At 62.9% G+C, this 26,862-nt stretch carries 23 protein-coding genes and 2 tRNA genes; 7 read left to right on the forward strand and 18 right to left on the reverse strand.

All coding sequences use genetic code 11. The features are described from left to right. The first annotated feature begins 7 nt into the window (after window positions 1–7). On the forward strand, window positions 8–1,114 hold the full coding sequence (gene aguA / locus ABNP31_RS01290; protein ID WP_025337343.1) for an agmatine deiminase: 1,107 nt from the start codon (window positions 8–10) through the stop codon (window positions 1,112–1,114). Window positions 1,115–1,299: 185 nt separating this feature from the next. After that, window positions 1,300–1,497, forward strand: a complete 198-nt coding sequence (locus ABNP31_RS01295; protein ID WP_075044327.1) for a hypothetical protein — start codon at window positions 1,300–1,302, stop codon at window positions 1,495–1,497. Window positions 1,498–1,629: 132 nt separating this feature from the next. Here ABNP31_RS01295 and ABNP31_RS01300 read toward each other — a convergent pair whose 3' ends face one another. Continuing rightward, window positions 1,630–3,708, reverse strand: a complete 2,079-nt coding sequence (locus tag ABNP31_RS01300; RefSeq protein ID WP_085664161.1) for a TonB-dependent receptor — start codon at window positions 3,706–3,708, stop codon at window positions 1,630–1,632. A 504-nt stretch (window positions 3,709–4,212) separates the two neighbouring features. Between ABNP31_RS01300 and ABNP31_RS01305 the strand changes: the two genes are divergently transcribed. Then, window positions 4,213–5,532, forward strand: coding sequence for an OprD family porin (locus ABNP31_RS01305; protein WP_015268619.1), 1,320 nt, complete (start codon window positions 4,213–4,215; stop codon window positions 5,530–5,532). Window positions 5,533–5,658: 126 nt separating this feature from the next. Here the strand turns inward: ABNP31_RS01305 and ABNP31_RS01310 are convergent, their stop codons facing one another. The 3 genes from ABNP31_RS01310 to ABNP31_RS01320 all read right to left on the reverse strand — a co-directional run bounded on the left by ABNP31_RS01310 (window position 5,659) and on the right by ABNP31_RS01320 (window position 9,663). Continuing rightward, complete coding sequence (locus ABNP31_RS01310) at window positions 5,659–7,326, reverse strand: FMN-binding glutamate synthase family protein (RefSeq protein ID WP_350012918.1); 1,668 nt, start codon at window positions 7,324–7,326, stop codon at window positions 5,659–5,661. Window positions 7,327–7,553: 227 nt separating this feature from the next. Next, window positions 7,554–8,942: an ATP-binding protein gene (locus ABNP31_RS01315; protein ID WP_085664215.1), complete on the reverse strand. Its 1,389-nt coding sequence runs from the start codon at window positions 8,940–8,942 to the stop codon at window positions 7,554–7,556. 1 nt (window position 8,943) lies between these two features. Continuing rightward, entirely contained in the window at window positions 8,944–9,663 is a 720-nt protein-coding gene (locus tag ABNP31_RS01320) for a response regulator (protein ID WP_350012919.1), read from the reverse strand. 140 nt (window positions 9,664–9,803) lie between these two features. Here ABNP31_RS01320 and ABNP31_RS01325 point away from each other — a divergent pair, with 140 nt between their 5' ends. Then, entirely contained in the window at window positions 9,804–12,101 is a 2,298-nt protein-coding gene (locus tag ABNP31_RS01325) for a TonB-dependent siderophore receptor (protein ID WP_350012920.1), read from the forward strand. 152 nt (window positions 12,102–12,253) lie between these two features. Here the strand turns inward: ABNP31_RS01325 and ABNP31_RS01330 are convergent, their stop codons facing one another. The 3 genes from ABNP31_RS01330 to ABNP31_RS01340 form a co-directional block, all read right to left on the reverse strand. Further along, the gene (locus ABNP31_RS01330) at window positions 12,254–12,460 is read right to left on the reverse strand and encodes a DUF3079 domain-containing protein (protein ID WP_085721806.1); all 207 of its coding nucleotides are present in this window, start codon (window positions 12,458–12,460) and stop codon (window positions 12,254–12,256) included. 152 nt (window positions 12,461–12,612) lie between these two features. Further along, window positions 12,613–12,688, reverse strand: a tRNA-Thr gene (locus tag ABNP31_RS01335). Between the two features lie 98 nt (window positions 12,689–12,786). Beyond that, window positions 12,787–13,035: a hypothetical protein gene (locus tag ABNP31_RS01340; RefSeq protein WP_015268625.1), complete on the reverse strand. Its 249-nt coding sequence runs from the start codon at window positions 13,033–13,035 to the stop codon at window positions 12,787–12,789. Between the two features lie 576 nt (window positions 13,036–13,611). On the opposite strand from ABNP31_RS01340, the gene ABNP31_RS01345 reads away from it, so the two are divergent. Beyond that, on the forward strand, window positions 13,612–13,902 hold the full coding sequence (locus tag ABNP31_RS01345; protein WP_003257466.1) for a DUF3077 domain-containing protein: 291 nt from the start codon (window positions 13,612–13,614) through the stop codon (window positions 13,900–13,902). 388 nt (window positions 13,903–14,290) lie between these two features. On the opposite strand, the gene ABNP31_RS01350 is transcribed toward ABNP31_RS01345, so the two are convergent. From ABNP31_RS01350 to ABNP31_RS01370, 5 genes are all read right to left on the reverse strand, one after another. Beyond that, window positions 14,291–15,496 (reverse strand): methyltransferase, encoded by a 1,206-nt coding sequence (locus tag ABNP31_RS01350; RefSeq protein WP_085664143.1) that lies wholly within the window; start codon window positions 15,494–15,496, stop codon window positions 14,291–14,293. A 124-nt stretch (window positions 15,497–15,620) separates the two neighbouring features. After that, a complete protein-coding gene (locus ABNP31_RS01355; RefSeq protein ID WP_015268628.1) occupies window positions 15,621–16,310 on the reverse strand; it encodes an ABC transporter permease in 690 nt (229 codons plus the stop codon). Continuing rightward, a complete protein-coding gene (locus ABNP31_RS01360; protein WP_013970485.1) occupies window positions 16,310–17,002 on the reverse strand; it encodes an ABC transporter permease in 693 nt (230 codons plus the stop codon). Before ABNP31_RS01360 ends, ABNP31_RS01355 begins: the two co-directional genes overlap by 1 nt. A gap of 54 nt (window positions 17,003–17,056) precedes the next feature. Next, window positions 17,057–17,809 (reverse strand): ABC transporter substrate-binding protein, encoded by a 753-nt coding sequence (locus ABNP31_RS01365; protein WP_013970486.1) that lies wholly within the window; start codon window positions 17,807–17,809, stop codon window positions 17,057–17,059. A gap of 11 nt (window positions 17,810–17,820) precedes the next feature. Beyond that, the gene (locus ABNP31_RS01370) at window positions 17,821–18,594 is read right to left on the reverse strand and encodes an ABC transporter ATP-binding protein (RefSeq protein ID WP_075044343.1); all 774 of its coding nucleotides are present in this window, start codon (window positions 18,592–18,594) and stop codon (window positions 17,821–17,823) included. 664 nt (window positions 18,595–19,258) lie between these two features. On the opposite strand from ABNP31_RS01370, the gene gabP reads away from it, so the two are divergent. Next, window positions 19,259–20,644, forward strand: a complete 1,386-nt coding sequence (gabP, locus tag ABNP31_RS01375) for a GABA permease (RefSeq protein WP_025337364.1) — start codon at window positions 19,259–19,261, stop codon at window positions 20,642–20,644. 180 nt (window positions 20,645–20,824) lie between these two features. Here gabP and ABNP31_RS01380 read toward each other — a convergent pair whose 3' ends face one another. Then, window positions 20,825–21,268, reverse strand: coding sequence for a hypothetical protein (locus ABNP31_RS01380; protein WP_013970488.1), 444 nt, complete (start codon window positions 21,266–21,268; stop codon window positions 20,825–20,827). A 59-nt stretch (window positions 21,269–21,327) separates the two neighbouring features. Next, window positions 21,328–22,308 (reverse strand): polyphosphate kinase 2, encoded by a 981-nt coding sequence (gene ppk2 / locus ABNP31_RS01385; RefSeq protein WP_085591892.1) that lies wholly within the window; start codon window positions 22,306–22,308, stop codon window positions 21,328–21,330. A 192-nt stretch (window positions 22,309–22,500) separates the two neighbouring features. On the opposite strand from ppk2, the gene ABNP31_RS01390 reads away from it, so the two are divergent. After that, the gene (locus ABNP31_RS01390) at window positions 22,501–22,707 is read left to right on the forward strand and encodes a hypothetical protein (protein WP_350012921.1); all 207 of its coding nucleotides are present in this window, start codon (window positions 22,501–22,503) and stop codon (window positions 22,705–22,707) included. Window positions 22,708–22,847: 140 nt separating this feature from the next. On the opposite strand, the gene ABNP31_RS01395 is transcribed toward ABNP31_RS01390, so the two are convergent. From ABNP31_RS01395 to ABNP31_RS01410, 4 genes are all read right to left on the reverse strand, one after another. Then, a tRNA-Phe gene (locus ABNP31_RS01395) sits at window positions 22,848–22,923 on the reverse strand. Between the two features lie 90 nt (window positions 22,924–23,013). Next, on the reverse strand, window positions 23,014–23,286 hold the full coding sequence (locus ABNP31_RS01400) for an oxidative damage protection protein (protein WP_003257478.1): 273 nt from the start codon (window positions 23,284–23,286) through the stop codon (window positions 23,014–23,016). Then, the gene (gene mutY / locus ABNP31_RS01405; protein WP_013970490.1) at window positions 23,283–24,350 is read right to left on the reverse strand and encodes an A/G-specific adenine glycosylase; all 1,068 of its coding nucleotides are present in this window, start codon (window positions 24,348–24,350) and stop codon (window positions 23,283–23,285) included. The genes ABNP31_RS01400 and mutY overlap by 4 nt, the downstream gene beginning before the upstream one ends. Continuing rightward, window positions 24,347–26,593: an AsmA family protein gene (locus ABNP31_RS01410; protein WP_085691990.1), complete on the reverse strand. Its 2,247-nt coding sequence runs from the start codon at window positions 26,591–26,593 to the stop codon at window positions 24,347–24,349. The genes mutY and ABNP31_RS01410 overlap by 4 nt, the downstream gene beginning before the upstream one ends. Between the last annotated feature and the right edge of the window lie 269 nt (window positions 26,594–26,862).

A 26,862-nucleotide genomic window follows, 5' to 3' on the forward strand; every position in this document is an offset into this window, starting at 1 on the left:
GTCAACCATGAAAACCCTCAACTCCACTCCCCGTGCCGATGGTTTCCACATGCCCGCCGAGTGGGCCCCGCAAACCCAGGTGTGGATGGTCTGGCCGGAGCGCCCCGACAACTGGCGCCTGGGCGGCAAGCCGGCGCAGGCTGCCCATGTGACCCTGGCCAAGGCCATTGCCCGCTTCGAGCCGGTAACCGTCGCGGTTTCCGCTGGCCAGTACGAAAATGCCCGTCGTCAGCTCGACCAGCCGAACATCCGCGTGGTCGAGATCAGCAACGACGACGCCTGGGTGCGTGACACCGGCCCGACCTTCGTCATCAACGACCAGGGTGAAGTGCGTGGCGTGGACTGGGGCTTCAATGCCTGGGGCGGCTTTGACGGCGGCCTGTACGCACCGTGGAACCGCGACGAGGAGCTGGCAGCCAAGGTCCTGGAAATGGAGCGCTGCCAGCGCTACCACACCGAAGGTTTCGTGCTCGAGGGCGGCTCGATCCACGTGGACGGCGAAGGCACCGTGATCACCACCGAAGAGTGCCTGCTCAATCGCAACCGCAACCCGCACCTGAACCGCGAGCAGATCGAAGCGGTGCTGCGCGACCAGCTGGCGGTGGACACCGTGGTCTGGCTGCCAGATGGCCTGTACAACGACGAGACCGATGGCCATGTCGACAACTTCTGCTGTTACGTGCGCCCGGGCGAAGTGTTACTGGCCTGGACCGATGATTCCAACGACCCCAACTATGCACGCTGCCATGCCGCCATGGAGGTGCTGAAGAACACCCGCGATGCCAAGGGCCGTGAATTCATCGTGCACAAGATGCCGATCCCGGGCCCGCTGTTCGCCACCGCCGAAGAGTGTGCCGGTGTCGATCAGGTGGCCGGCAGCCAGGAGCGTGACCCGTCGGTGCGCCTGGCCGGCTCGTACGTGAACTTCCTGATCGTCAACGGCGGTATCATCGCGCCAAGCTTCGACGACCCGGCAGATGCCGAAGCCAGAGCGATTCTGGCGAAGATCTTCCCCGACCACGAGGTGGTGATGATCCCAGGTCGCGAGTTGTTGTTGGGCGGTGGCAACATCCACTGCCTGACCCAGCAGCAGCCGGCACCGGTCAAGCGTTGAGCGCACGGTGAATGAAGGGGCCCGTCAGATGACGGGCCTTTTTTGTTTCCGGGGCAGTCCGCAGGCCTGTGCTGGCATATGTTTTGTATTGTTTTCAGTTAGATAGCTCGGCCATGCCGAGCTCTCGGATCTGTAACAATCCTTACGTAGATTAGCCGCTCACGGGCCAGGGAGTACGTGTAGAAATGAACGCAGCAAGTGAGTCGGCTTTGCGCCCATCGGCAGTGAATCACCAATCGCTCAGGCTTGTGGCGAAGTGGTTGAAACACCATGGATGCATCAGGGTCAGGACGACCGACCCACAACGTCTGCTTGCCGGACGATATCCCCAAGGGCTGATCAGCGAAGCAGAAATGCAGGCGCTGATGGCGGTGTGGCACTGATCGATTGCTTAAACCTGTGCTGGCCCCTTCGCGGCTAAAGCCGCTCCCACAGGTACCCCACTGGGCTCGATACATGTGGGGTACCTGTGGGAGCGGCTTTAGCCGCGAAGAGGCCGGCACAGGCGCTGGAGATCAGAAGCTGTAGCTGCCAGTCACCACCAGGCTACGCGGCTCACCCACCTCGATCTGCGCCGCGCTGGTCGCCGAGCTGTAGTAGGTCTTGTCGGCAATGTTGCTCAGCGCCGCCCGCACATCCCAGTCCTGCGTGCGGTACCCCGCCAATGCATCCCAGCGGCCATACCCCGGCAGCACCGTGGTGTTCTGGTTGTCCGCATAACGCTCGCCCACCAGCGTCAGGCCGGTTTCGGCGTACCAGCCCAGTTCCGGTTTCCAGGTCACGAACAGGCTGCCGTTGCGCTTGGCCACGTCATTGATGCGGTTGCCTTCCTGGCCGTTGTTGTCCTTGACGATGGTCGCGTCCTGCAGGCCGATACCACCGCGCACGTACCAGTTGCCAACGATGTTGCCGGTGGCGGTCAGCTCGATACCGCGCGAACGCTGCATGCCGCTGAGCAAGATGTTTTCCGGGACAAGCGGGTCGCGGGTGCGGCGGTTGTACAGTTCCAGCTCGTAGATGGCCAGGGTGGTGGTCAGGCGCTGGTCCAGCCAGTCGCTTTTAACGCCGATTTCTTTCTGGCGGGTTTCTTCCGGCTTGGCATCGTTACCGTTGCCCTTTGCGCCTGGGGTGATGCCGATCAGACCGCCACCTACAGGCGAGAAGGTCTTGCTCCACGAAGCGTAGAACGAATGGTCGCGCCACGGTGTGTAGACCACACCCAGGCGTGGGCTGGTGCTGTTGCTGTCCTGTGTTTCGCTCAGGCCATCCTTGTTGGTGGTCTGCACGTCGAACTGGTCGAAGCGTACGCCGGCAAGTACCTGCCACTGATCGTTCAGGCGGATCTGGTCTTGCAGATAAAGGCCGCGGCTATCGACCACGGTATGGTTGTCACTAAACAACGTCATTGGGCCATTGAGTTGCTGGTTGCGGCCGGGCTTGCCCAGGCCCTGCAGTTTCTGGTCGACCGCTTTGTACAGCACCGGGTCGCGCTTCTGGTTGCCGAACTCCAGGCCCAGCAACAGCTTGTGCTCCAGGCCCAGGGTGTCGAAGTCGCCCTCGGCCTCGAGGGTGTTGAACAGGTTGCGGGTGTTCAGGTCCTGCTGCCAGCGCTGGCGGGTCAAGGTGTCGGTGCTGGCGTCGTAGCCCGTGACGTAGGTGTTGTCGAACTCACTGTCGAGCTTGAACAGGCCCAGGGTATGGCGCAGCTGCCAGGTTTCGTTCAGCTGGTAGTTCAGGCGCGAGCGCAGCGACTGGGCGCGGTCATCGATGTAGTCGCGCTGGGTGTCGCCATAGGTGGTGCTGCGGCTGACATCTGCCGGGCGGCCGTTGACCCCGGGGATGCCACGGTCCGGGGTGCGGTTGTAGCGGCTGTATTCGTATTGCACCAGCCAGTTCAGGTCGGGGGTGACCTGCCAGCTGATCGACGGGGCGAACAGCTGGCGGCTGCCGTCGATACCGTCGCGGAAGCTGTTGTTGTCCTGGTTGCCCATGTTCAGGCGCAGGCTGACGGTGTCGCTGGGGTCGGCACTGAGGTCGGCATACAGGCTGCGCAGGTCCTCGCTGCCGGCCTGCGCCTCGATGCTCGAACGGCGGCCGTGCTCCGGCGCCTTGCTTACCCGGTTGACGATACCGCCCTGGCTGCCACGGCCATAAAGCACCGCTGCCGGCCCTTTGAGCACTTCGACCCGCTCGATGTTATGCAGGTCGCGGATGTACTGGCTGTCGTCGCGAATGCCGTCCAGGTAGAAGTCGTTGCTGGCCTCGAAGCCGCGGATGCGCACGCTGTCGAAGCGGGTGTCGGCACCACTGCTGACGTTGGGGATGCCTTCCAGCGCCTTGCCCAGGGTGTTGCTGCCGTAATCCAGCACGTTGACGGTCTTCACCGTGTCGATGGCCTGCGGCACATAGCGTACCGGCGTCGAGGTGCGGGTCGCGGTGCTTACCTCCTTGACCCGCGGGTTGTCCTCTTCGCGCTCGCTGTCGGCGGTTACCGACAGTTCCGGCAGGGTGGTGGTGGCGGCACTGGCCAGGCTGGCGCCGAACAGCAGCGACAGGCCAAGCGTCAGGGGTGAAAGACGGCAGGGTACAAGCATGGGCACATCCGGATCGAGCAGGTGAAAAAGAGGTGCGGATGGTAATGCTTGTTATTTGCTCTTGCTTGAGTATTTGTAAAGGGTTGTCATTACATCTGTGTCAGTTTGTTACGGTCGCTGCTGCGCCGCGTTTCCGTGCAGGAGCAGCCTTGTGCTGCGAAAGCGCCCTCACCGGAAATTGTCCGTTCGATCAAAAGGCTATTTCCTACACAAGATAAATTGTCCGCTGATAGCGCAAACCTGCATGGAAATGCACCAGACCCACAGGCAATTTTGGTTATATCAACCTGCATTTCACGACTTTTTGACATTTGTAATCGCACACGGCTAGGATTCGGCCAACGCCTGCTGGCCATGATCTTGGCCATGCTGCTGCCAGAGGCCGCCGTGTGATTACCGGCAGGCCTTCCAGTCTGGATCCGCATAGCGTCGAACCTACGAAGGGGCGTTGGTTCCTGGCGTCATATTGCAGAGCGTTTTTGATTAAGAAATAAGGAAAACAACATGTTGAAAACCAGGATCAGCCTGGTCGCCCTGGCGATGATCGCCGCGACCCAGGCACAGGCCAATGATCAGGCCGACAGCAAAGGCTTCATCGAGGACAGCCACGCCAACGTCCTGCTGCGTAACGCTTACATCAATCGTGACAAGAAGCACGGCACCGACGACCAGATCGAATGGGGCCAGGGCGTCATCGCCAACTTCTCCTCCGGCTTCACCCAGGGCACCGTCGGTGTCGGTGTCGATGCATTCGGCCTGTACGCCGTGCGTCTGGACGGCGGCAAGGGCCACAACGGTGGCGCCGGTGTCGACTTCTTCAAGCCTTCGGACTTCAAGGACGAGAACGGCAACGCCAACTCGCCGCACAACCTGGCCCGTGGTGGCGCTGCAGTGAAGTTCCGCATCTCCAACACCGTGCTCAAGTACGGTGACCAGATGCCGGCACTGCCAGTGCTGCAGTACGACGACGCCCGTCTGCTGCCAGAAAGCTTCACCGGTACCCTGATCACCTCCAAAGAGATCCAGGGCCTGGAACTGAACGCCGGCCGCTTCACCCAGGAAGCGCGCAAGAGCGCCGAGCGCCGTGACGGTGGTGGCCTGAAGTCGATCAACGTGCTTGGTGGTAGCTACAAGTTCACCGACAACTTCACCGCTTCGCTGTACACCGCCGACAACGAAGACGTGATGAAGAAGCACTACCTGGGCCTGAACTACGTCTTCCCGATCGCCAATGACCAGTCCCTGACCCTGGACTTCAACGGCTACAAGTCGGACATCGACAACAAGTTCGTCAAGAGCGCCAAACTCAACGGCGACTCCAACACCATCTGGAGCCTGGCAGCTACCTACGCGTTCGGTGCGCACTCGTTCACCATCGCCCACCAGCGCAGCACCGGCAGCACCGGCTACAACTACGGCTGGTACCAGAACGAGGGTGGCGTGGGTGACGGTGGTTCGACCATCTACCTGGCCAACTCGTACTGGTCCGACTTCAACGCCGAAGACGAGCGCTCCTGGCAGCTGGGCTACGGCCTGGACTTCGGTGCCTACGGCATCCCTGGCCTGACCTACAAGCTGGCCTACGTGGTGGGTGACAACATCAACACCCGCAACGTCGACAACCCGCAGGGCTTCGGTGAAGGTAAAGAGCGCGAGATCTTCAACCAGATCCGTTACGTGGTGCAGGACGGCCCGGCCAAGGACCTGTCGATCAAGCTGCGTAGCTCGTTCGTGCGTACCAACAACGCCGTGCAGCAGAACGGTTACAACGACGACGGCAACGAAGTCCGCGTATTCGTCGAGTACCCGATCAGCATCTTCTGATCCTGATCTGATGGCCTAGGGGCTGCTTTGCAGCCCATCGCGACACAAGGCCGCTCCTACATGAGATGGCGTACTCCTGTAGGAGCGGCCTTGTGTCGCGAAAGGGCCGCAAAGCGGCCCCGGCTTTCACGCCGTCTCCACCACTTCCCTGCGCCGCACCCCAGCAACCTTCATCTCTCCCTCCCCAGTCTCCGGCGCAAAGCTGTCACTACGCGCCATCCGCCACATCCGCGCATAAAACTCGCTTTCAATCGAGCCACTGAGCAATTCGCCCGGCTTGAGGAACGTGTGCAGGTCCGAGAACAGCCCGATTTCGCTAGGGCTGATACGCCGCGCCAGGTGCTTGGGCTTGAGCTCCGAAGGGTGTTCCAGGCCTGCGGCAGCCAACATTTCGGCCAACGTATGCAGCGTGTTGCGGTGGAAGCTTGCCACCCGCTCGGCCTTGTCCGGCACCACCAGGGCGCGCTGGCGCAGCGGGTCTTGCGTGGCCACGCCAGTCGGGCATTTGTTGGTATGGCAGCTCTGCGACTGGATGCAGCCAATGGCGAACATGAAGCCGCGCGCGGAGTTGACCCAGTCCGCCCCGATGGCCAGCACGCTGGCGATGTCGAAGGCGCTGACGATCTTGCCTGCCGCGCCAATGCGGATACTGGCGCGCAGGTTCAGGCCGACCAGGGTGTTGTGCACGAACATCAGGCCCTCGCGCATCGGCACGCCCATGTTGTCGCTGAACTCGCGTGGCGCCGCCCCGGTGCCGCCTTCCTTGCCATCGACGACGATGAAGTCCGGAGTGATGCCAGTGGCCAGCATGGCCTTGGCAATGCCCATGAACTCCCAAGGGTGGCCCAGGCAGAATTTGAACCCCACCGGCTTGCCACCCGACAGCTCGCGCAGGCTGGCAACGAACTGCAGCAACTCGACCGGGGTACGGAAGGCACTGTGCGCCGCCGGCGAGATGCAATCCTCGCCCACGCGCACGCCACGGGTTGCGGCAATTTCGGGGCTGACCTTGTGCCCCGGCAGGATGCCGCCGTGGCCCGGCTTGGCGCCCTGGCTGAGCTTGATCTCGATCATCTTCACCTGCGGCGAGCGCGCCTGCTCGGCGAAGCGCTGTGGGTCGAAGCGCCCGTCCTCGGTGCGGCAGCCGAAGTAGCCACTGCCGATTTCCCAGATCAGGTCCCCGCCATGTTCGCGGTGGTACGGGCTGATGCTGCCTTCGCCGGTGTCATGGGCAAAACGGCCCATGCGTGCACCGCGGTTCAGGGCAGCGATGGCGTTGGCACTGAGGGCGCCGAAGCTCATGGCCGAGATATTGAAGATCGATGCCGAGTAGGGCAGGCGGCATTGCGGCCCGCCAATGGCGATGCGGAACGATGCCGGGTCTGGCGTGGCCACTGGCAGCATGGAATGGCTGATGAACTCGAAGCCGGGCTTGTAGGCATCGTTGAGGGTGCCGAAGGCCTTCTCGGCGCTTTCGTTCTTGGCCCGGGCGTAGACCAGCGAACGCTGCGAGCGGGAGAACGGCAGCTTGTCGTCGTCGCCCTCGATCAGGTACTGGCGGATTTCCGGGCGGATGGTTTCGATCAGGTAGCGGATGTTGCCCAGGATCGGGTAGTTGCGGCGCACGGCGTGGTGGCTTTGCCGCAGGTCGTTCAGGCCGACCAGGCTGAGCAGCGCGGTGATCAGTGTCAACGGCCACAGCCAGGCATGCTGGGGTAGCAGCGGCAGGCTGGCGAAGGTGAACAGCAGGCAGAGGGCGAGGCAGGCGTAGCGGCTGGGTAGAGAGTGTTTCATGGGTCCATCGCAGGCAGGATGACCGGGCATAGGATAGGCAAAGGCGGGGAGGGGAAAACCTGGGTAATTGGTAAAAGACTGTTACCTGATCGCGTATTTCCAGGCTCATGCGGTCCTTTGTAGGAGCGGCCTTGTGTCGCGAAAGGGCCGCGACGCGGCCCCGGCACTCTTTGCATCAACTCAGAATCCGGGGCTGCTGCGCAGCCCATCGCGACACAAGGCCGCTCCTACAGGGGGGCGCGTAAAGGCTGATTGGGTAGTAACACGCTGACCCGCAACCCACCCCCCTCGCGGTTCGCCAGCAGCAACTCGCCCCCATGGCTGGCAGCAATCCGCTGGGCGATGCTCAACCCCAGCCCATACCCCCCGGACGCCTGGTTGCGCGACCCTTCACCACGCACGAACGGGTCGATGATGGTCGCCAGCAGGCTCGGAGCAATCCCCGGGCCGCGGTCATCGATATGGATGAACACCCCCGTGGTCGCCTGTTCCAGCGTGACCGAAACCTCCTTGGCATAACGCAACGCATTGACCAGCAGGTTCTGCAGGCAGCGCTGCAGCAGCAGGGCATCGACCCGCAGGCTGCCCGCCTGGCCATGCACCGGCAACGGCTCTTCGGCAGTGGCCAGCTCCGCGCACTGGCGCACCACCAGCCGGTCCAGGTCTACCTGCTGCAAGTTCTGCTGCTCCCCTGCACGCAGGTAATCGAGCACCTGGCCGATCATGTTGTCCATCTGCGCGATGTTCTGCCGCAGGCGCTGCCGGTTGTCGTCGTCCGGCAGGCGCTCCAGGCGCAGGCGCATGCGCGTCAGCGGGGTGCGCAGGTCGTGGGACACGGCGGCCAGGAAGTAGGCCTTGTCGTTGACCATCGCGATCAGCCGCTGCTGCATGGCGTTGAAGGCCTGGGCCGCCTGGCGCACTTCCTCCGGGCCATCCAGCGCCAAGGGCGGCTGCTCGAGGTTGCTACCCAGGCCGCGCGCGGCATCGGCCAGGCGCCGCAGCGGGCGCAGGCACAGGCGAACGGCTATCAGGCACACCAGCAATACTGCGACGATGCGCAGCGCGTACACCCGCAACAGGTAATCGCTGATCAACACCCAGGCCGACTCGCCGCTCCAGCCTTGCAGTTCCTGGCCCTCGATGGTCAGCCAGTGCCCATCGGCCAACGGCACCGCGAGCTGCAGATGCGCCTGGGCCGTGCGCAGGCCGAACAGGCTGCGCCAGACGATCGGCTGGCCCTGTTCGTCGGTCAACTGCACCTTCATCAGGCGCACGTCCTGGGCATGCCCCAATTCGTACTCGAGGGCCTGGTGCAGCAACAGCTCGACACGCCTGCGCCCGCGGCGCTCGTCCTGCACCGGCGTGGGCAGGGCTTCGCTGCAACGCACTTGGTAATGCGCTGGCGCCTGCAATGCACCGGCACGGCAGTCAGCCTGGGCGATCAACGGCGCGCTGCGTGCGGCAATCAGCCGGACAGGGGCCTCGAGAACCTGGGCAAAACGCACATCGAACCAGATGCTGCTGGACATCAACTGGATCAGCACGGTGCCGCTGACCATTATCAGCAGCAACTGGCCGAACAACGTGCGTGGCCACAGCCGGCGCAGCCAGCGCATGTCAGGCATCGGCCCCGTTGGCGGCGATGCTCAACAAATAGCCTTCGTTGCGGATAGTGAGAATTTGCGCGGCACCCGCCGGCGCGTGCCGCAGGTGCTGGCGCAGGCGGCTGACGCACATGTCCACTGAACGGTCGTCTGGCAGGTGGTCGCGGCCGAACGCACTGCGCGTCAGCTGGTCGCGGGACACCACACGGTTGTTGGCTTCCAGCAGCTCGCGCAGTACGCGGTAGTCGGAGCGGGGCAGGGTCAGGGTCTCGCCATCGGGGCGGGTGAGCAGGCGTTTCACGTGTTCCAGGCGGAAGCCGGCGAACAGCTGGGCATCTTCTACCGGCTCTTCAGCGAGCGCATCCAGGCGTTGCGGACGACGCAGCACGGCCTTGATCCGGGCGATCAGCTCGCGTGGCTCGAAGGGCTTGGCCAGGTAGTCATCAGCACCCACCTCCAGGCCGATGATGCGGTCCAGCGTGCTGCCCTTGGCCGACAGCATGATCACCGCCAGCCCCGGCGTGGCTTGCAGCTGGCGGCACAGGCTCAGGCCGTCTTCGCCCGGCAGCATCAGGTCCAGCACCACCAGCTCCACCTTGTGCCGGGCCAGTTGTTCGCGCATCTGCTCGCCGTCAGCCGCTGCCAGCACGTTATAGCCGGCATCTGTCAGGTAATCACAAAGAAGTTCGCGGATCTCGTCGTCATCGTCGACAACAAGCAAAGTTGTGCTCATGCAGAAAAACACCTGTTCGGTGAGGGCCGGTGGCGCTCGTTACGTTCGATTACATCCCCGTACAAGCCGGGTCTGGAGCCCGGGGGGCCGATCCCTAGAATCCTAACAAAAAATCATCTGCAAATACGAAGCCTTCCCAAATGAACTCCGAGAGCACCCCGAACGCCTTCCCCTCCAGCAGCCGAGGCGGCACGCGCCTCAAACCGCTGGCCCTGTTCATTGCCGTGGCCGTCAGCGGGGGCGCGATGGCTGCCGACAGCAAGCCCCTGGAACTGGAGGCCACGCAGATCGAAGACAGCGCCCTGCTGCCTGCCGACGAAGCTGGTCAGCTGGGTTACACCGTCGAAAGCACCCGCAGCTCCACCGGCCTGGCCCTGACGCCGCGCCAGACGCCGCAGTCGGTCACCACCATTACCCGCCAGCAGATGGATGACCGCGACATCCACACCATCGAGCAAGCGCTGGAAACCACCCCAGGCGTGACAGCGAGCAAGTCCGAAGTGGGCGGGCGTACCGACTACCGAGCCCGTGGTTACTCGATCAGCAACTGGAAGGTCGATGGCCTGCAGTTCCAGGGCGGCTCCGACTTCAGTGGTGGCGGCAACGCACTGAACATGGACCTGTACGAGCGCATCGACATCGTGCGCGGCGCCAACGGCCTGCTGGGCGGTACCGGCGACCCGTCGGCCACCGTCAACCTGATCCGCAAGGCACCGACCAGGACGTTCGGCGGCAGCGCCTATGCCACCTACGGCAGCTGGGACAAGCGCCGCCTGGGCGCCGACCTCAACCTGCCGCTGTCCGAAGACGGCCGCCTGCGTTCGCGCTTCGTGATGACCCAGCAGGACGCCAACTCATTCCGCGACAACCAGTCCGAACGCTCCCGCGCCGCCCTGGCCAACTTCGAGTTCGACCTGGACGACGCCACAACCCTCGGTGCCGGCTACCAGTACGAGTACAACAAGATTGTTGGTGGTGGCTGGGGTGCGAACATCCCGATCTGGTACAGCGATGGCAGCAAGACCGACCTGCCGCGCAGCACCAACGTGGTACCCAGCTGGAGCTTTGGCGAGTACACCACCCGCACCGCGTTCGGCTCGCTGGAGCACCGCTTCGACAACGACTGGACGCTGGACCTGAAAGCCGCCCAGAGCACCGCCGAAACCCTCAACCACCGCGGCCTGGCCAAGGTCAACTCGGCGGGCCGTGGCAGCTACGGCGGCTATTGGGACCAGGATGGCAGCGGTGCCGTGCTCAACGGCTTGCACAGCTCCACCGACACCACCCAGCAGTCGGCGCAGGTCGACCTGTCCGGCCCGTTCCAGCTGTTCGGCCGTACCCACCAGGCGATGATTGGCTACAACGACAGCCGCACCGTGGCCTGGTCGCCGGAATACACCTGCACCATGGTTGGCGACGGCAAGGCCAGTGCGCCTGCGCTGGGTTGCCAGTTCCGCGCCAACAACGGCTTCCCGCTGACCGACTGGCGCAATGGCGTGGATGACGACTACAACATCATCGCCTCGCGCACCGGCCGCCACAGCAAGACCACCACCCGCCTGCAGGGCATGTACGCGGCAACCCGCCTGAGCATCACCGACCCACTGTCGGTCATCCTCGGTGTGCGCACCAGCAACTACTCGGCCACCACCCGCAGCGTGGCTGGCGCACGTACCAGCCAGGAAGAGAACGGCATCGTCACCCCGTACCTGGGCGCCGTGTACGACCTCAACGACAACTACTCGCTGTATGCCAGCTACACCGACATCTTCACCCCGCAAACCGCTGAAACCAGCAGCGGCAGCAAGGTCGAGCCGATTCGCGGGCAAAGCTACGAGACGGGTATCAAGGGAGAGTGGTTCGATGGCCGCCTGAATGCCTCGGCGGCGTACTTCCGCACCAAGCAGGAAAACAAGGCAGTGCTCGACGGCGACCTGACCACCCCGACCGGTGGCGACGCCTACAAGGCCGGTTCCGGCCAGGAAACCGACGGTATCGACCTGGAAATCGCCGGCGCCCTGACCCCCAGCTGGAACCTGTACGCCGGCTACACCTACCTGCACTTCCGCCGCGTCGACAGCGACGGCCGCAGCGACCCATCGCACCTGTTCAAGGCCTCGACCACCTACCGCCTTTCCGGCTCGCTCGACCGCCTGACCCTGGGTGCCGGGGTTACTGCGCAGAGCAACATCCGCGCAATCTCCAGCCCGGCGGGCCAGCCGAGCAATGGTGTGAGCAACGGTGCCACTGACGTGAACTGGTCCGGTTATGCCATCTGGAATGCCATGGCCAAGTACCAGCTGACCGACGACACCAGCGTCAGCCTCAACGCCAACAACCTGTTCGACAAGCACTACTACACCCGCTACGGGTTCTATGCCGGGGCGATTTATGGTGACCCACGCAACCTGTCGCTGACGGTCAGCACAGCGTTCTGACCTGGCTGGCGCAGCCAGGTGTAGGAGCGGTCTTGTGTCGCGAAAGGGCTGCGCAGCAGCCCCGGCAACTTGTGCATTTACGCTGAAGTTCTGGGGCTGCTGCGCAGCCCTTTCGCGACACAAGGCCGCTCCTACAAGGGACCGCGTAAAGCTCACTTGGGCCCTGTGTCCTGCTCTTGTTCAATCGGTTTCTCCAGCCGGTCCTCGAAACTGTCCCAGTCCTCACCAAACAGTTCCACCGGGTGCATGGTCCGACTCGCCCCATTGCCACAGGCCAATGACTTGGCCGGGCAGTACAGGTCGCAGCCCCAGCAGATGCGCTCCGGGTGGCTGGGGTTTGTGGGGAATTTCTTGGCCATGGTTTCCTTCCCTCAAGGACTGACTGATCTCAGGCTAAGCTGCGTGCTGGCGTCAGGCTTGATTGAGATCAATCTTGGGGGAAGGGATGATGCAGAGCGTGCTGGAAACAAAAAAGGCCCACCTTTCGGTGAGCCTTTTTTGATACTGCGTATGGTGCCGGCACCAGGAATCGAACCCGGGACCTACTGATTACAAGTCAGTTGCTCTACCATCTGAGCTATACCGGCAATGGGGCGTCATTATAACGATCGGTTGGCGCCTGTAAACAACTTCGTTGCGAATGTTCGCAAATGACCTAAGTCACCGACCTGAAAGAAGAATTTTCCTACCAGCCGCGATGGATGGTGGTGACGCTCGGCTCGGTTTTGCCCGGGTTGAAGAACAGCTTGTCGTTGTCGCAGCCGCGCTTGCGGCAGGGGCTTTCGGTGCGCAGGGGCAGGCCGTTGTCGCCGCCCAGCTGCATGCCGGGGTGGTTCCAGCCCAGGCTGCTGGTGGGGTGGGGAGCGGTGCCGCTGGCGCAGCCGGTCAGGGCCAGGGCGAGGGTCAGCAGGGCGAGGGGCTTGGCTTGGGTCACGATGGTCGGGTCCGTTAGTCCATTGTCGGTTCTGGCGCAACGCCAGAAGGTCGCGGGGCTGGCGGGCAGCGCGCGACGTCACTTTTTAATGATTTGGGGGGCGGATGATACACCGTTGGGCGGGATCAGCGGTGAGGCTTTAGCTTTTTGTTGCCTGTTCTGGCCTCTTCGCGGGTGAACCCGCTCCCACAGAGATATCACTGTTCTCAAGCCTTGTGAGATTCCTGTGGGAGCGGGTTTACCCGCGAAAGGGCCATCAGCCGTACGAAAATTCTGAACTAGGGGGCTAACAGCTTCAGGGTTTGGTGGCTTCGGAACTATCCTACGCGCGCCGCCGAAGTATCGCTGTTGTCGGGGAAATGGCTCACGGATACCGTTTTCGGGTCGCTCTGGCGACCGGGTGTGAGAACCCGATTTTGAACGTATCGGCTGCGTAATGGCGACCGTGCGCGGGCAGACCTTGGTCTGGCCGAGCTTCCTATGTTCACTCGGTTTCTCACCTCGTGCACGGTTGCCGCCTTTGTTCCGTGAGAAAGAATGAACACGGCAACTCCTTTGAACTAGGGAGTTTGAAAATTGAAAACGATCGATACTGATCCCCGCAGCCCCAAGCCAATCACCACCGCAGGCGTGGAAACCTTCCTTGCAGCCGGTAACCCATCCCTCAATCTGCTACGCGTCGAGCCTGGCGTCCCCGTCGATGCTGCGTATGAGCATGTCTCGATCCTGATGGGCTACATCAAGCATCTGGTGCGCGAGGGGGATATGGAGGATGACCATAAATTCCTGGGCGCAGCCGATTATCTGTGCGACATGGCCAAGGCGCTGATGAACGATATCGAGATTGCCAAGAATAAGGCGCATTGAGCCCTGATGCGGTCAGTGTGGGAGCGGCCTTGTGTCGCGATGGGCCGCAAGGCGGCCCCCGTTTTTGGCGTATTTGCAGAGATCGCTGGGGCTGCGTTGCAGCCCTTTCGCGACACAAGGCCGCTCCTACAAGGGACCGCGTAAATCAAGCCATTCTGGGTAAGGCTTTAGACGCAGTCGCCAACCACAAGAAATGTTTATGCACAAGTGGCATCGGCGCCTTGCGCGAAAGGCATGCCGGATCGATACACCGCCGGTCTTTGCGCAAACGCCTGTTTTTACTGGCCTTGACGCGCAAGCTGGAATAAGCGAAACGCTTGAAATAGCGCTTGGATCCAACAGGTAATCACAAGCTTGTTCACAGAGTTATCCACAGGTTGTGCTGCGGCTAACGGTCGCGTTCGGCAAGGATAAGCAGGTTGCGCGGGGTGAGTGGGTAGTCGCAGAAGAGGCCAAGGCGCACGTTGTAGCCTTGTTCTTCGAGGAACAGGGCGCGATCGAGAACCAGCCACAGCTCCAGCGGCCGGCGGAACAGGTTGCGCACGCGCTCCAGGTTGCGGACCTCGGCCAGGCGTTGCCAGCCTGCGGCTTCCAGGGCTGCCCAGTCCGGGTTGCCAGTCAGCTGCAATTGCTTGAGTTCGGCCAGGTCGCGGCAGTACTGCTCGAAGGGCTTCTCCAGCCAGGCCACGGGTAGTGACGGTGTCGGCAGGTACTCGTCGGTCTGGCGCTGCTGGCGTTGCAGCAGGTCGAAGCCCAGGCGCCGGGCCATCGAGGTGTCGCGCTGGCGCCGCACACGGGCGCCGGCGGTAACGGTTTCGCTCAAGGGCAGGCCCAGGTCGTCCAGTGACAGCCGCAGGCTGGAGGCTTGGGCGGCTGTGGATAACGCCTGGTACTGATGCGCCGCGATGCGGTTGTAGCAGCAGGGGGCCACGGCCAGTTGCCGGCAACCTTGCTGGCTGGCCAGTTGCATCAGGCGCACATGCAGGTCGCCACAGGCGTGCAGGGCGACCACGCTTTTGTCGCCAGCCAGGTGGCGGGCGCTGTCGTTGGCCATCACATCCTGGTGCACATGCTGCGCCGGCAAGTGGTGGTGCACGCTCAGGGCCTGGCCGGCGGCGACCAGTTCGGCGTCGTATTCCAGGCAGGTCAGGTGTTGGTCGGGTTGCAGCAGGCGGCGGCCCAGGTGGCCTTTGCCGGAGCACCAGTCCAGCCAGTGACGGGGCTGTTCGCGGAAGGCCAGGTGGCTGGCGAAGGCTTCGATCTGCTGCCATTTGCGGCCGGGGACGGCTACGTCGAGGCGATGCGCGGCGGGGGGCAGGTCGGTTTCCGGGAGGTTGCCGAGTGCCGAAAGCTGTCGGGCTTGCTGGGCCAGTTGCGGGAACGGGGCGGGCAACGGGGCAGCGGTGGTGTCGGTTTCGGCGTCTGCCAGGGAGCATTGGCGCAGATGGGCGGCAAGCTCGGGGTAGGCGGTTTCCCAGGCCAGCTGCAGGCTGGTGAAGGGGCGGGGTTTCCACAGCTGCTGGTGCTCGATCAGGAACTGGTCGAGGGCCTGGAAGCGGGTGCTTAGGTGGGGGCTGTGGAGGTGGTTGGGCATGGGATGTGTGTTGGTTTTCAGGGCCTCTTCGCGGGTGAACCCGCTCCCACAGGTATAGTGCACAGCTTGAGGGCTGTGGGGTCCCTGTGGGAGCGGGTTTACCCGCGAAGAAAGCTAAGTGGTCTCAGCGGCCCTGGCACGCATCCACGCGCAACCAGCGCTCCAGCAGCTTGAAGCCCTGCACCAGCACGAACGAGATCACCAGGTAGAACACCCCGGCGGCAAAGAAGATCTCTACCGGCAGGTAGGTGCGGGCGATGATGGTACGGGCCATGCCAGTCAGTTCCAGCAGGGTCACGGTACTGGCCAGGGCGCTGGCCTTGAGCATCAGGATCACTTCGTTGCTGTACGCCGGCAGGCCGATGCGCGCGGCGCGTGGCAGCATGATGTAGAACAGCGTCTTGCCTCGCGACATGCCCAGCGCCCGCGCCGCCTCGATCTCACCCTTGGGGATCGACTGCAGCGCGCCGCGCAGGATCTCGGCGATGTAGGCAGCAGTGTGCAGGGTCATGGTCAGCACGGTGCACCAGAACGGATCGCGCAGGTACGGCCACAGCGAACTCGAACGCACCGCGTCGAACTGCGCCAGGCCGTAGTAGACCAGGAACAGCTGCACCAGCAGCGGCGTGCCACGGAAGAAGAAGATGTAGCTGAACGGCACCGCGCGCACATACCAATGGCGCGAGGAGCGGGCGATGCCTAGCGGGATGGCCAGGATCAACCCGGCAACCACCGCGATGGCTACCAGCTCCAGGGTCAGGGTCGCACCCTGGGCCAGGCGTGGCAGCCATTTGATGATGACTTCCCAATTCATTATTCAGCCCTCGCAAAGCCGCGAGCGGCGCGTTTTTCCATGAAGTGCATGCCGGTCATGGCAATGATGGTCAGGCTCAGGTAGATGCAGGCCGCAACCATGTAGAAGGTGAACGGCTCTTTGGTCACGGTCACGCCGATTTGTGCGTGGCGCATGATTTCTTCCAGGCCGATCACCGACACCAGGGCGGTGTCCTTCATCAGGATCATGAACAGGTTGCCAAGGCCGGGCAGGGCGATGCGCCACATCTGCGGCAGGATGATGCGCGACAGGATGCGGCCTTTGGACAGGCCAAGCGCCAGGCCGGCTTCACGGTGGCCCTTGGGGATCGCCAGGATGGCGCCACGGAACACTTCGGTGGCGTAGGCGCCGAAGCACAGGCCCAGGGCGATCACGCCCGCAGCGAAGGCGCTGAGCTCCAGGCCCGGCATGTTCAGGGCTTCACCGAGGGCGTTCATCAAGCCGACGGTGCCGAAATAGATAAGCAGTACCCACAGCAGTTCGGGCACGCCGCGAACCAGGGTCGAATAGAAGCCACCAAGCCATTGCAGCGGCTTGATCGCGGAAGTCTTGGCCAGGGCGCCGAGCAGGCCCAGGACCAGGCCCAGCAGCAAGGCGCAAAGCGCCAGTTTTACGGTCATCAGGGTGCCGGCCATCATGGCCGGACCGAATCCGTGCAGGTCGATATTCATGGGCAGGTCATTCTAGGGACTGGCGCGCCGCAAGGGCGCGCCGGTCGGGGCGGATCATTCGATGCTGAACGGGAAGTACTTGTCGTTGATCTTCTTGTACGTGCCGTCGGCCTTGATTTCTGCCAGGGCCTTGTTCAGGTCGTCGCGCAGCTTGGTGTCACCCTTGCGCACGGCAATGCCGATCTTGTCGCTGTCCATCACCGGCTCGCCCTTGAACTCGAAGTTCGAGCCGTCTTTGCTCTTCAGCCACTCGTACTGCACGTACTTGTCGGCCAGGATGCCGTCGATGCGGCCGGAAACCAGGTCGAGGTAGGCGTTTTCCTGGGTGTCGTAGAGTTTGATCTCGACATCCGGGTAGTTGTCTTCAAGGTAAGTGCCAGCCAAGGTTGCGCGCTGGGTGCCAATGACCTTGCCCTTCAGCGAAGGTTTGTCAGTCTTGAAGTCGACGTTTTTCGGCGCGATGAACTGCAGCTTGTTGGAGTAGTACGGCTCGGTGAAGTCCACGGCCTGCTTGCGCTCGTCGGTGATCGACAGCGACGACACCAGGAAGTCGAACTTTTTGGCGTTCAGGGCCGGGATGATGCCGTCCCAGTCGGAGGTGACGACCGAGCACTCGACTTTCATCTTGGCGCACAGGGCGTCGCCGATGTCTTTGTCGAAGCCGACCACGTTACCGCTGGCATCCTTGTTGTTGAACGGTGGGTAGGCGGCTTCGATACCCATGCGCAGTTTTTCTGCGGCCAGGGCGTTGGCCGACATCACCAGCGTGGCAGCAGCTGCCAGGAGGAACTTCTTGTAAGTGTGCATGTATTGCTCCGTTAGCGGTGGCTGGACATGAATTGCTTGCAACGCGCCGAGGTCGGGTTCTCGAAGACCTGCTGCGGCGATCCCTGCTCTTCGACCAGGCCCTGGTGCAGGAAGACGACTTCACTGGACACATGGCGGGCAAAGTTCATCTCGTGCGTCACCAGCAGCATGGTACGGCCTTCTTCGGCCAATGCGCGGATAACGTTTAGCACTTCCTGGACCATTTCCGGGTCGAGCGCCGAAGTTGGCTCGTCGAACAGGATGACCTTGGGCTTCATGGCCAGGGTACGGGCAATGGCGGCGCGCTGTTGCTGGCCACCGGAAAGCTGGGCGGGGTAGCTGTGGCGCTTGTCGTAGATGCCCACCTTGTTCAGCAGGGCTTCGGCGGCTTCGATGGCCTCGGCCTTGCTCTGGCCGAGCACGCGGCGCGGCGCCTCGATGATGTTGTCGAGGATCGACATGTGCGGCCACAGGTTGAAGTTCTGAAAGACGAAACCGATCTCGCTGCGCAGGCGGTTGATCTGGCGGTTGTCGGCGGCGACCAGGTCGCCGTTCTTGGCGGCCTTGAGCTTGAGGGCTTCACCGGCGACCAGGATTTCGCCCTGGTGCGGGTTCTCGAGCAGGTTGATGCAGCGCAGCAGGGTGGACTTGCCGGAGCCGGACGACCCCAGGATGGAGATCACGTCACCGTCGCGTGCGGTCAGCGAAATGCCCTTGAGAATTTCCTGCTCGCCGTAGCGTTTGTGCAGATTGCGGATTTCCAGCGCGGGCGTGGCCTGAGCCATGTGCGGTCCTCATGTGTACGGGTGCGTTCCCAGCTGTTGGCGGCCTTCCTGGCGTGCGCCAAGCTAGCATAGCGGCATTATCACGGCCAACAGGGTCGCTGGGGACTCGGGGCGCTGGTGGGGCGGTTTGTCGCATCGTTGCAGCGCAACGTCGCGCGGATGTCCGCGAAGGTGTCGCCCAGCACCAGAGCCTTGATGAAAAAAGGCGCGATGGTGCCAGCTTTGGCCCGCTCATGGAAGCGGTTTTAGACCTTTCGCGGACACGCCCGCTCCCACAGGTTCGTTAAAAAGCTCAAATGGTTGCACCTGACCTGTGGGAGCGGGCATGCCCGCGAACGGGGGAGGTCGGGTCTTCAGGTTGTACCTTTAGGTTGCACTTTTTTGCATTGCAGCGGTGCACAGGTGTTACCGGGGAGCACCTCTGGTGCGTTTGTAAGTGGGTATTTCAGTAATCCGATGATTTGATGGTCTTTCGGTCAGCCGTTGGCCGAAAGCCCTCCAAACCGCATGCTAAAAGGCCTGCCGACTTTTCTGACGAATGCATTCAGCACATGGCGCGCTTATTGCCAGTAGGAAACCGCCGATTGCAGCGACGCCCAGGTCAACCCCAGGCGCGCTCCGTAACCGCAGTCGGAGTGGTCCACTCCTTACAAAGGTAGTTTTAATGAGCGGTAACAATTCCAATGACCTCGCTCAGGGGCTCAAACAACGGCATGTGACCATGCTGTCCATCGCTGGCGTCATCGGTGCCGGCCTGTTCGTTGGCTCCGGCCACGCCATCGCTGCTGCCGGCCCAGCCGTGCTGCTGGCTTACGCTGCCGCCGGTACGCTGGTCGTGCTGGTGATGCGCATGTTGGGTGAAATGGCTGTCGCCTCGCCTGACACCGGTTCGTTCTCTACATATGCCGACCGCGCCATCGGGCGCTGGGCCGGTTTCACCATTGGCTGGCTGTACTGGTGGTTCTGGGTGCTGGTAATTCCGCTGGAGGCCAACGCCGCCGCGGCCATCCTGCATGCCTGGTTCCCTGCGGTCGACCTGTGGGCGTTCTCCCTGGTCATCACCCTGGCGCTGACCCTGACCAACCTGTGCAGCGTGAAGAACTACGGCGAGTTCGAGTTCTGGTTCGCCCTGCTCAAGGTGCTGGCGATCATCGGCTTCATCGCCGTGGGTTGTGCTGCCATGTTCGGCTTTGTGCCGAGCAGCCAGGTAAGCGGTGCCAGCCACCTGTTCGACACCCAGGGCTTCATGCCTAACGGCCTGGGCGCGGTGCTGGCAGCCATGCTGACCACCATGTTCTCGTTCATGGGTACCGAAATCGTTACCATTGCCGCTGCCGAGTCGAAGGACCCGGGCAAGCAGATCAGCCGCGCCACCAACTCGGTGATCTGGCGTATCTGCCTGTTCTACCTGGTGTCGATCTTCCTGGTCGTGGCCCTGGTACCGTGGAACGACCCGGCCCTGGCCGAGACCGGTTCCTACCAGACCGTGCTGAGCCGCATCGGCGTGCCGAATGCCAAGCTGATCGTCGACATCGTCGTGCTGATCGCCGTGACCAGCTGCCTGAACTCGGCGCTGTACACCTCGTCGCGCATGCTGTTCTCGCTGAGCAAGCGTGGTGACGCCCCGGCCATTGCCCAGCGCACCACCAAGTCGGCTACCCCGCATGTGGCGGTTCTGCTGTCCACTGCAGCGGCCTTCCTCTGTGTGTTCGCCAACTTCGTGGCCCCGGCCCAGGTGTTCGAGTTCCTGCTGGCCAGCTCTGGTGCCATTGCGCTGCTGGTGTACCTGGTGATTGCCGTGTCGCAGCTGCGCATGCGTGCCCAGCGTGAGGCCCGCGGCGAGAAGATCACCTTCAAGATGTGGCTGTTCCCGGGCCTGACCTGGGCGACCATTGCCTTCATCATTGCCATCCTGGTGGTAATGGCGCTGCGTGAGGACCACCGCGCCGAAATCATCGCGACCGCATTGCTGAGCATTGGTGTTGTGGCGGCTGGCTTGCTGGTGCACCGCAAGCGTGAAGCTGCCGGGCGGGTGGCGCTGGACAACTGATCCGCGCTGGCTGAAATGAAAAGGCCGCGTCCTGTGAAGGGCGCGGCCTTTTTTGTTGCCTGTTCCGGCCCTTTCGCGGGCTTGCCCGCTCCCACAGGGACGGCATTGCCTTCGGGCCTGTGGTGTTCATGTGGGAGCCGGCTTGCCGGCGATAGGGCCCGGGCAGGTTATCCAGCCCTGTCAGCCAAACTGCTTCTGCTGCTGTTGCTGCTTGGCAACCAGCTCCGAAGCCGCCACATAGGCTGCCTGGAACTCATCGCTCTCCAGCCAGGCCATGGTGGCCTCTTCGTCGGCCCCGTCCAGCCATTTGCGGTAGGCATTGAACACCAGCACGATGTAGTCGGTGGCGTGTTCTTCCTTGTGCCCCTTGAGCACCAGGGCCAGCAGCGGGTCTACCAGGAACACCGAAATCATCGGCACCAGGCCGCCTTCCTGGGCTTCCTTCATTTTCTTGAACAGCGGGTCGTAGCTGCCCGATTCCATGGCCTTGTTGTACACCTGCTCGATGCTGGCGCTGTCGCCAGCGCTGGCCTTGACTGCCTGGCCGCTGCGTACCATGCGGTTCTGCTTGGCCTTGCTGGCGGCGCGCTTGGCGCGTTTCTGTTGCTTGGTGGGGGTGGCCATGGGGTGAATCCTTGGTGGGGCGGAAATTGCGCGTATTGAAGCGCAGCAGGCACGCCGATTCAACTGGCCTGCGGCTCTGCCTCATCTTCCTCGAAACCTCGCGATGCGCGCCCGACCAGCAGCGCATCCGGGGCATGCGCCACGCTGTGGTCCTTGCCCGGGTAATCCAGCGAATGCAGGAAGTGCCGGATGCAGTTGATCCGCGCACGCTTCTTGTCATCGGACTTGATCACCGTCCACGGTGCATCGGCCGTGTCGGTATGGAAGAACATCGCCTCCTTGGCTGCGGTGTAGTCCTCCCACTTGTCCAGCGACTTGATGTCGATGGGCGACAGCTTCCAGTGCTTGAGCGGGTCGTCCCGGCGCGAGATGAAGCGGCGCAGCTGCTCTTCGCGGTTCACCGAGAACCAGTACTTGAACAGCAGGATGCCGCTGTTGCACAGCATGCGCTCCAGCTCCGGCGCCTGGCGCATGAACTCCAGGTACTGCAGTGGCGAGCAGAAATCCATCACCTTCTCGACCCCGGCGCGGTTGTACCAGGAGCGGTCGAAGAACACCATTTCTCCCGCCGTGGGCAGATGCTGGATATAGCGCTGGAAGTACCACTGACCTTTTTCCTGCTCGGAAGGCTTCTCCAGGGCCACGATGCGGGCGCCGCGTGGGTTGAGGTGCTCCATGAAACGCTTGATGGTACCGCCCTTGCCCGCCGCATCGCGCCCTTCGAACAGAATCACCACGCGCTGGCCGGTTTCCTTTACCCAACTCTGCACCTTGAGCAGCTCGATCTGCAGCGCGTGCTTGGCCTTCTCGTAGTCCTGGCGACGCAGACGGGTGCGGTATGGGTAGCTGGTCGGCAAGCGGGCCGAGGTGCTGTCTTCGTTGCTGCCCTTGGGGGCGGTGGCGACTTCCAGCGCTGCAGGCTGCTGGCTGATGCTGGTAATCGTCGGTTCCGGCTTGCGCTGGCGTGGGCGGCGCGTGCGGGCTTGGGTGGTGGCGGGCGCGCTGGGGGCGGGGAGCAGGAGGGGGGATTCTTCGCTCATGGAGGTCCTTGCGGGTCGATTCGGATGTCCATGCTCCATGCTATCGAGAGTGGGTGGCTGCCTCGTTGATGCGGGTCAATGGCTAATGGCCTGGCGCCACCTTGTCATCGGTTCCATCTGCTGTCGGCTGCAAGTGCCAAATAGGCTGCGTAGGCCTCGCACGGTGTGGGGCACTTGAATTGGAGGTTACACATGAAGCACTACTTTTTTCTCAACTTCATCAGCTATGACGAAGACGGCGAGGAGGTGGGTTACCGCTCGGGAACTCTGCCTGCTGACAACTATCGGGTGACCGCGGCGGACATCAAGAAAATCGCCGATTCGGTCCCGGGCCAGACGCTGCATTTGTTGAGCGTCTCCTACTTGGGGCAGATGACGCAGAGTGAGTTTGAGGGTTAAGCGTTTTTGTAGTGCGGCCCCCCCCTCGATGAGGCGGGGGCTTTCCTGGAGAACAAAAACCACAGACAACAAAAAACCCGCACTAGGCGGGTTTCTTGTTGTCGCTTCGGGTAACTTTGCAACCACCAGAAGCTTGAAGGTGGTGCCCAGAGACGGAGTCGAACCGCCGACACGAGGATTTTCAATCCTCTGCTCTACCGACTGAGCTATCTGGGCGACGAGGTGAATTAAATAGACTTTCAGACCGCTCGTCAACGACTTTTTGAAAAAATTTTAAATTAATTCCGTCGCTTACGTTCCGTGGGGTCATTCCGAGGGTGGAACGTAGCCTTCCGCCTGGGCGTATTCTTCGCCGGCGAAAAACTTGTCCATCTCGCCCTGGAGGAATTTGCGGTCCTCGGCGTTCATCATGTTCAGGCGCTTTTCGTTGATCAGCATGGTCTGGTGCTTCTGCCAGTCGGCCCAGGCTTTCTGCGAGATGTGTTCGAAGATGTCCTGGCCCTTGGCGCCGGGGTAGGGCGGGCGCTCCAGGCCTGGCAGTTCTTCTTTGTACTTGCGGCACATCACGGTGCGGGTCATCGGGCGTCTCCTGCAATCAGTTCGTCGGCCGCGCGTTTGAGCAGCTTTTTCACCGGGGCGGCGAGGCCCAGGCGCGGCGGGGTGGCGAGGTTATACCAGAGCCAGTCGGCCTCGGCCACGTGCTGGCCGACCGGGTCGACGCGCACCAGCCAGGGCTCGATCGCCAGCTGGAAGTGGCTGAAGGTATGGGTCAGGCCGTCCATGGCGCGGCTGTCAGCCAGGCGCAGGCCGTGCTGGTAGGCCAGATCGTCGAGCTGGGCGATGTCGTCCAGCTCCGGCAGGCTCCACAAACCACCCCACAGGCCGCTGGACGGGCGGCGGTAAAGCAGGATGGCGCCTTCGTGGTTGGCCAGCAGTGGCATCAGTGTGCGGCGTTGCGGCAGTGCCTTGCGCGGCTTGGGCTCGGGGTAGCGGGTTTCTTCACCGTGCAGGTGCGCTTCGCAGCCGCGCTGCAGCGGGCAGATCAGGCAGCTGGGCTTGCTGCGGGTGCACAGCGTGGCGCCCATGTCCATCATCGCCTGGGTGTAGTGGTTGGCTCGCTGCTGCGGGGTAAAGCGTTCGGCCGTGGCCCACAGCTGGTTGGCTACCTTGGGTTCGCCGGGGTAGCCGGCCTGGGCGGTGTACCGGGCCAGCACGCGCTTGACGTTGCCGTCGAGGATCGGTGCGCGGATGCCCATGCTGATGCTGGCGATGGCGCCGGCGGTGGAGCGGCCGATGCCGGGCAGCTCGGTGAGCTGCTCGACACTGCGCGGGAATTCGCCGCCATGCTGTTCGACCACGATCTTCGCGGCCTTTTGCAGGTTGCGTGCCCGGGTGTAGTAGCCCAGGCCCGTCCACAGGTGCAGCACTTCGTCCTCCGGCGCCTCGGCCAGGGCCTGCACGGTCGGCAGGGCCTGCATGAAGCGGTCGAAGTAGTTGAGCACGGTGCTGACCTGGGTCTGCTGCAACATGATTTCCGACACCCACACCCGGTACGGGTTGATGCCCTGTTGCCAGGGCAGGTCGTGCCGGCCGTGTTCGTCATACCAATCCAGCACTGCGCTGGAGAACTGCTCGGGGCTCATCGCTTGAACAGCCCCTTGAGCGCGTCTTTCAGTTCCGGGCTCACTTTGTCTCCGAGTTTTTCATCGATCTTGTCTTGCAGGCGGTTGCCGGCCACCTTGGCGGCAACCTTGCCCAGGCCGTCCTGGTCCAGGCGGCAGGCTTTGGCGCCCAGCTCCAGCGGGCCGCGGCAGCGCAGCGGTATTTCGACACCCACATAGCGTTCGTTGACCTGGCAGGCCGGGTCCGGCATGGCGCGCTGGTCGCCTTCGACGACCACGCCAACGTTGTAGTCCATGCCCAGTACACGCAGGTCGAGGTCACCATGGCCATTGACGGTCAGGCCCGGAATGCGTGCCTTGAGGTCCGGGTTGTTGGCGACGCCATTGCGTACTACCAGGCTGCCACGCAGTTCCTGGAACGGGGTGTCCTTGCCGCGAGGCTCGCCGGTGAGCGATTTGCGGTTCAGCGTGGCGATGGCCTTGCACAGCTGCTGTTCCAGGTTGGCATTGACCAGCACGCCGTCGTTGATGACGAAGTTGGCGTTGCCGTTGAGGGTGTCGACCAGGGCCTTCTGGCTGTTGCCGGTGGCGGTCAGGTCGCTGGTCAGGGTCAGCAGGCCTTTGACCGGTGGCGTCTGTTCCTTGCCCTCGGTCTTGATGAAGTGTTCCACCGGCACCCGCTGGATGCTGGTGTTGACGCCCAGTTGCGGCACGGCAGGGCGCACGTCGACGGTGCCCTTGGCCTCGAAGGTGCCGTTGTACAGTTCACCGCGCAGGGTTTGCAGGGTCAGCAGGCCGCCCTGGCCGATAGCCTTGAGCTGGGCGTCTTCGATCGGCAGTTTGTCCAGGGTCAGCGAGCCGAAGGCCAGGTCGGCCTGCAAGTCGAGGGCGCGCAGGCGGTCGACCGGCAGCAGCTTGTCGTCGCTCCAGGCGACCTGGGTCGGGGCGTTGGGAAGCGGCGTGGTGCCAGGGCCGGCCACCGCGGTGGCTTCCTGTTGCTTGACCTCGGCCTGGCGCGCGGCGGTGGCGCCCTTGGCCTCTTCACTCTTGGCCGGCAGGTAGCGGTCGGCGTTGAAGGTGTCGCCCTTGAGCTGCAGGCGCAGGGCCTGTTTGGCGAAGTCTTCGACGGCCACGCGGCCACTGAAGGTGCTGTCGTCCAGCTTCACCGCCAGGTCTTCCAGGGCCAGGCTGTTCGGCGTGCCCTGCAGGCGGGTGACCAGTTCCAGCTTGGCGAAGGCCGCCGGGTCGTTGGTGGCCGGCAGCGGGCGGCCGATGCTGTCGAGGAAGGTGCGCAGGTCGAACTGGGCGATGGACAGGCCGCCGCTCAGCTGTGGCGCCTTGTCCAGGTCGCGCAGGTTCAGCTCGCCCAGGGCGCGCAGCTGGTTGGCCGAGACTTTCAGGCCGTTCCACGAGGCGACATTGGCGGCCAGGTCGACCAGCAACTGGCCTTGGGCGGCGAAGGTCACGGTCTTGCCGCCGGTGGGCTCACCCGAGGTTTCGCCCGACAGGCGCATGTCTTCGAAGTTGTAGCGCTTGAGCTTGCGGTCGAAGCGCAGCTCGCCGGCCAGTTCGGTGCGGGCCTTGATGTTCGGCTGGCTGGCACTGAGGAAGGCGCTGGCCTTGAGCGGAATGTTCGCCCCTTCGTGGACCGGGCCGGTGCTCAGCTGGATGCTTTCGGCGCTGTAGCTCTGGCCGGTCTTGGCATCGGTGTACTGCACGCGGGCGTTGTTCACGGTCAGGCTGTCGATGTCCAGCTTCACGGCGCGTTCGTTGCTGGCGACCGGTGCCGACGCCTGTTCGGCCGGTGCCTGGGCCGGAGCACTGGCCTGCGCATCGGCGCTGGCGCCGTTCTGTGCGGGCAGCGGCTTGCCGATGTCTTCCCAGTTGCCATGGCCCTGTTCGTCACGGGCCAGGGTCAGGTTCAGGCCCTCGACGCGCACGTCGCTCATCTGCACTTCGCGGCGCAGCAGTGGCAGCACACGTACAGAAAGCCCGAGCATCTGCAGGTCGGCGAACGGTTCCTTGGGTTTGTTCAAGGTGGCAATGCTCGCTTCGTGCAACTCCAGGCCCAGCCACGGGAACAGGCTCCAGCCAATGTCACCGTTGAGGGTCAGCTCGACGTGAGCCTTGTCACGTGCCAGCTGGCGAATCTCGTCTTTGTAGTCGTTGGGATCGAAGAGGTGGGTCAGGGCGAAGCCCAGCGCCACGATGATCAGCAGCAACCCGAGAAGCCCAAGTCCCAGGATTTTGCCGAACGCTTTCATGGGCGAGTCCTTGTAGTCCGTTTTTGAAATTCAAGCGCCAGAGTATAGCGCCGCAGTGGTTGCCCCTGCGTATTCGACTAGAGATACAGGGCATTTCCTACGCGTACAGCAGATGGTACGGCTTTCGACCTTGATTTTTCAGCCCGCGATCAAATGCGCTCCTACAGGGGAGAGCAGGTTTTCGGAAAGAGGACCGTTTCAGCCGAGCAAAAATTAACGATATCAGATTGCTTTCACGCTACTTGATGCTGCTACCCTTGCGCCGCTTT

The organism is Pseudomonas asiatica (assembly GCF_040214835.1).
GTDB lineage: Bacteria > Pseudomonadota > Gammaproteobacteria > Pseudomonadales > Pseudomonadaceae > Aquipseudomonas > Aquipseudomonas putida_Z.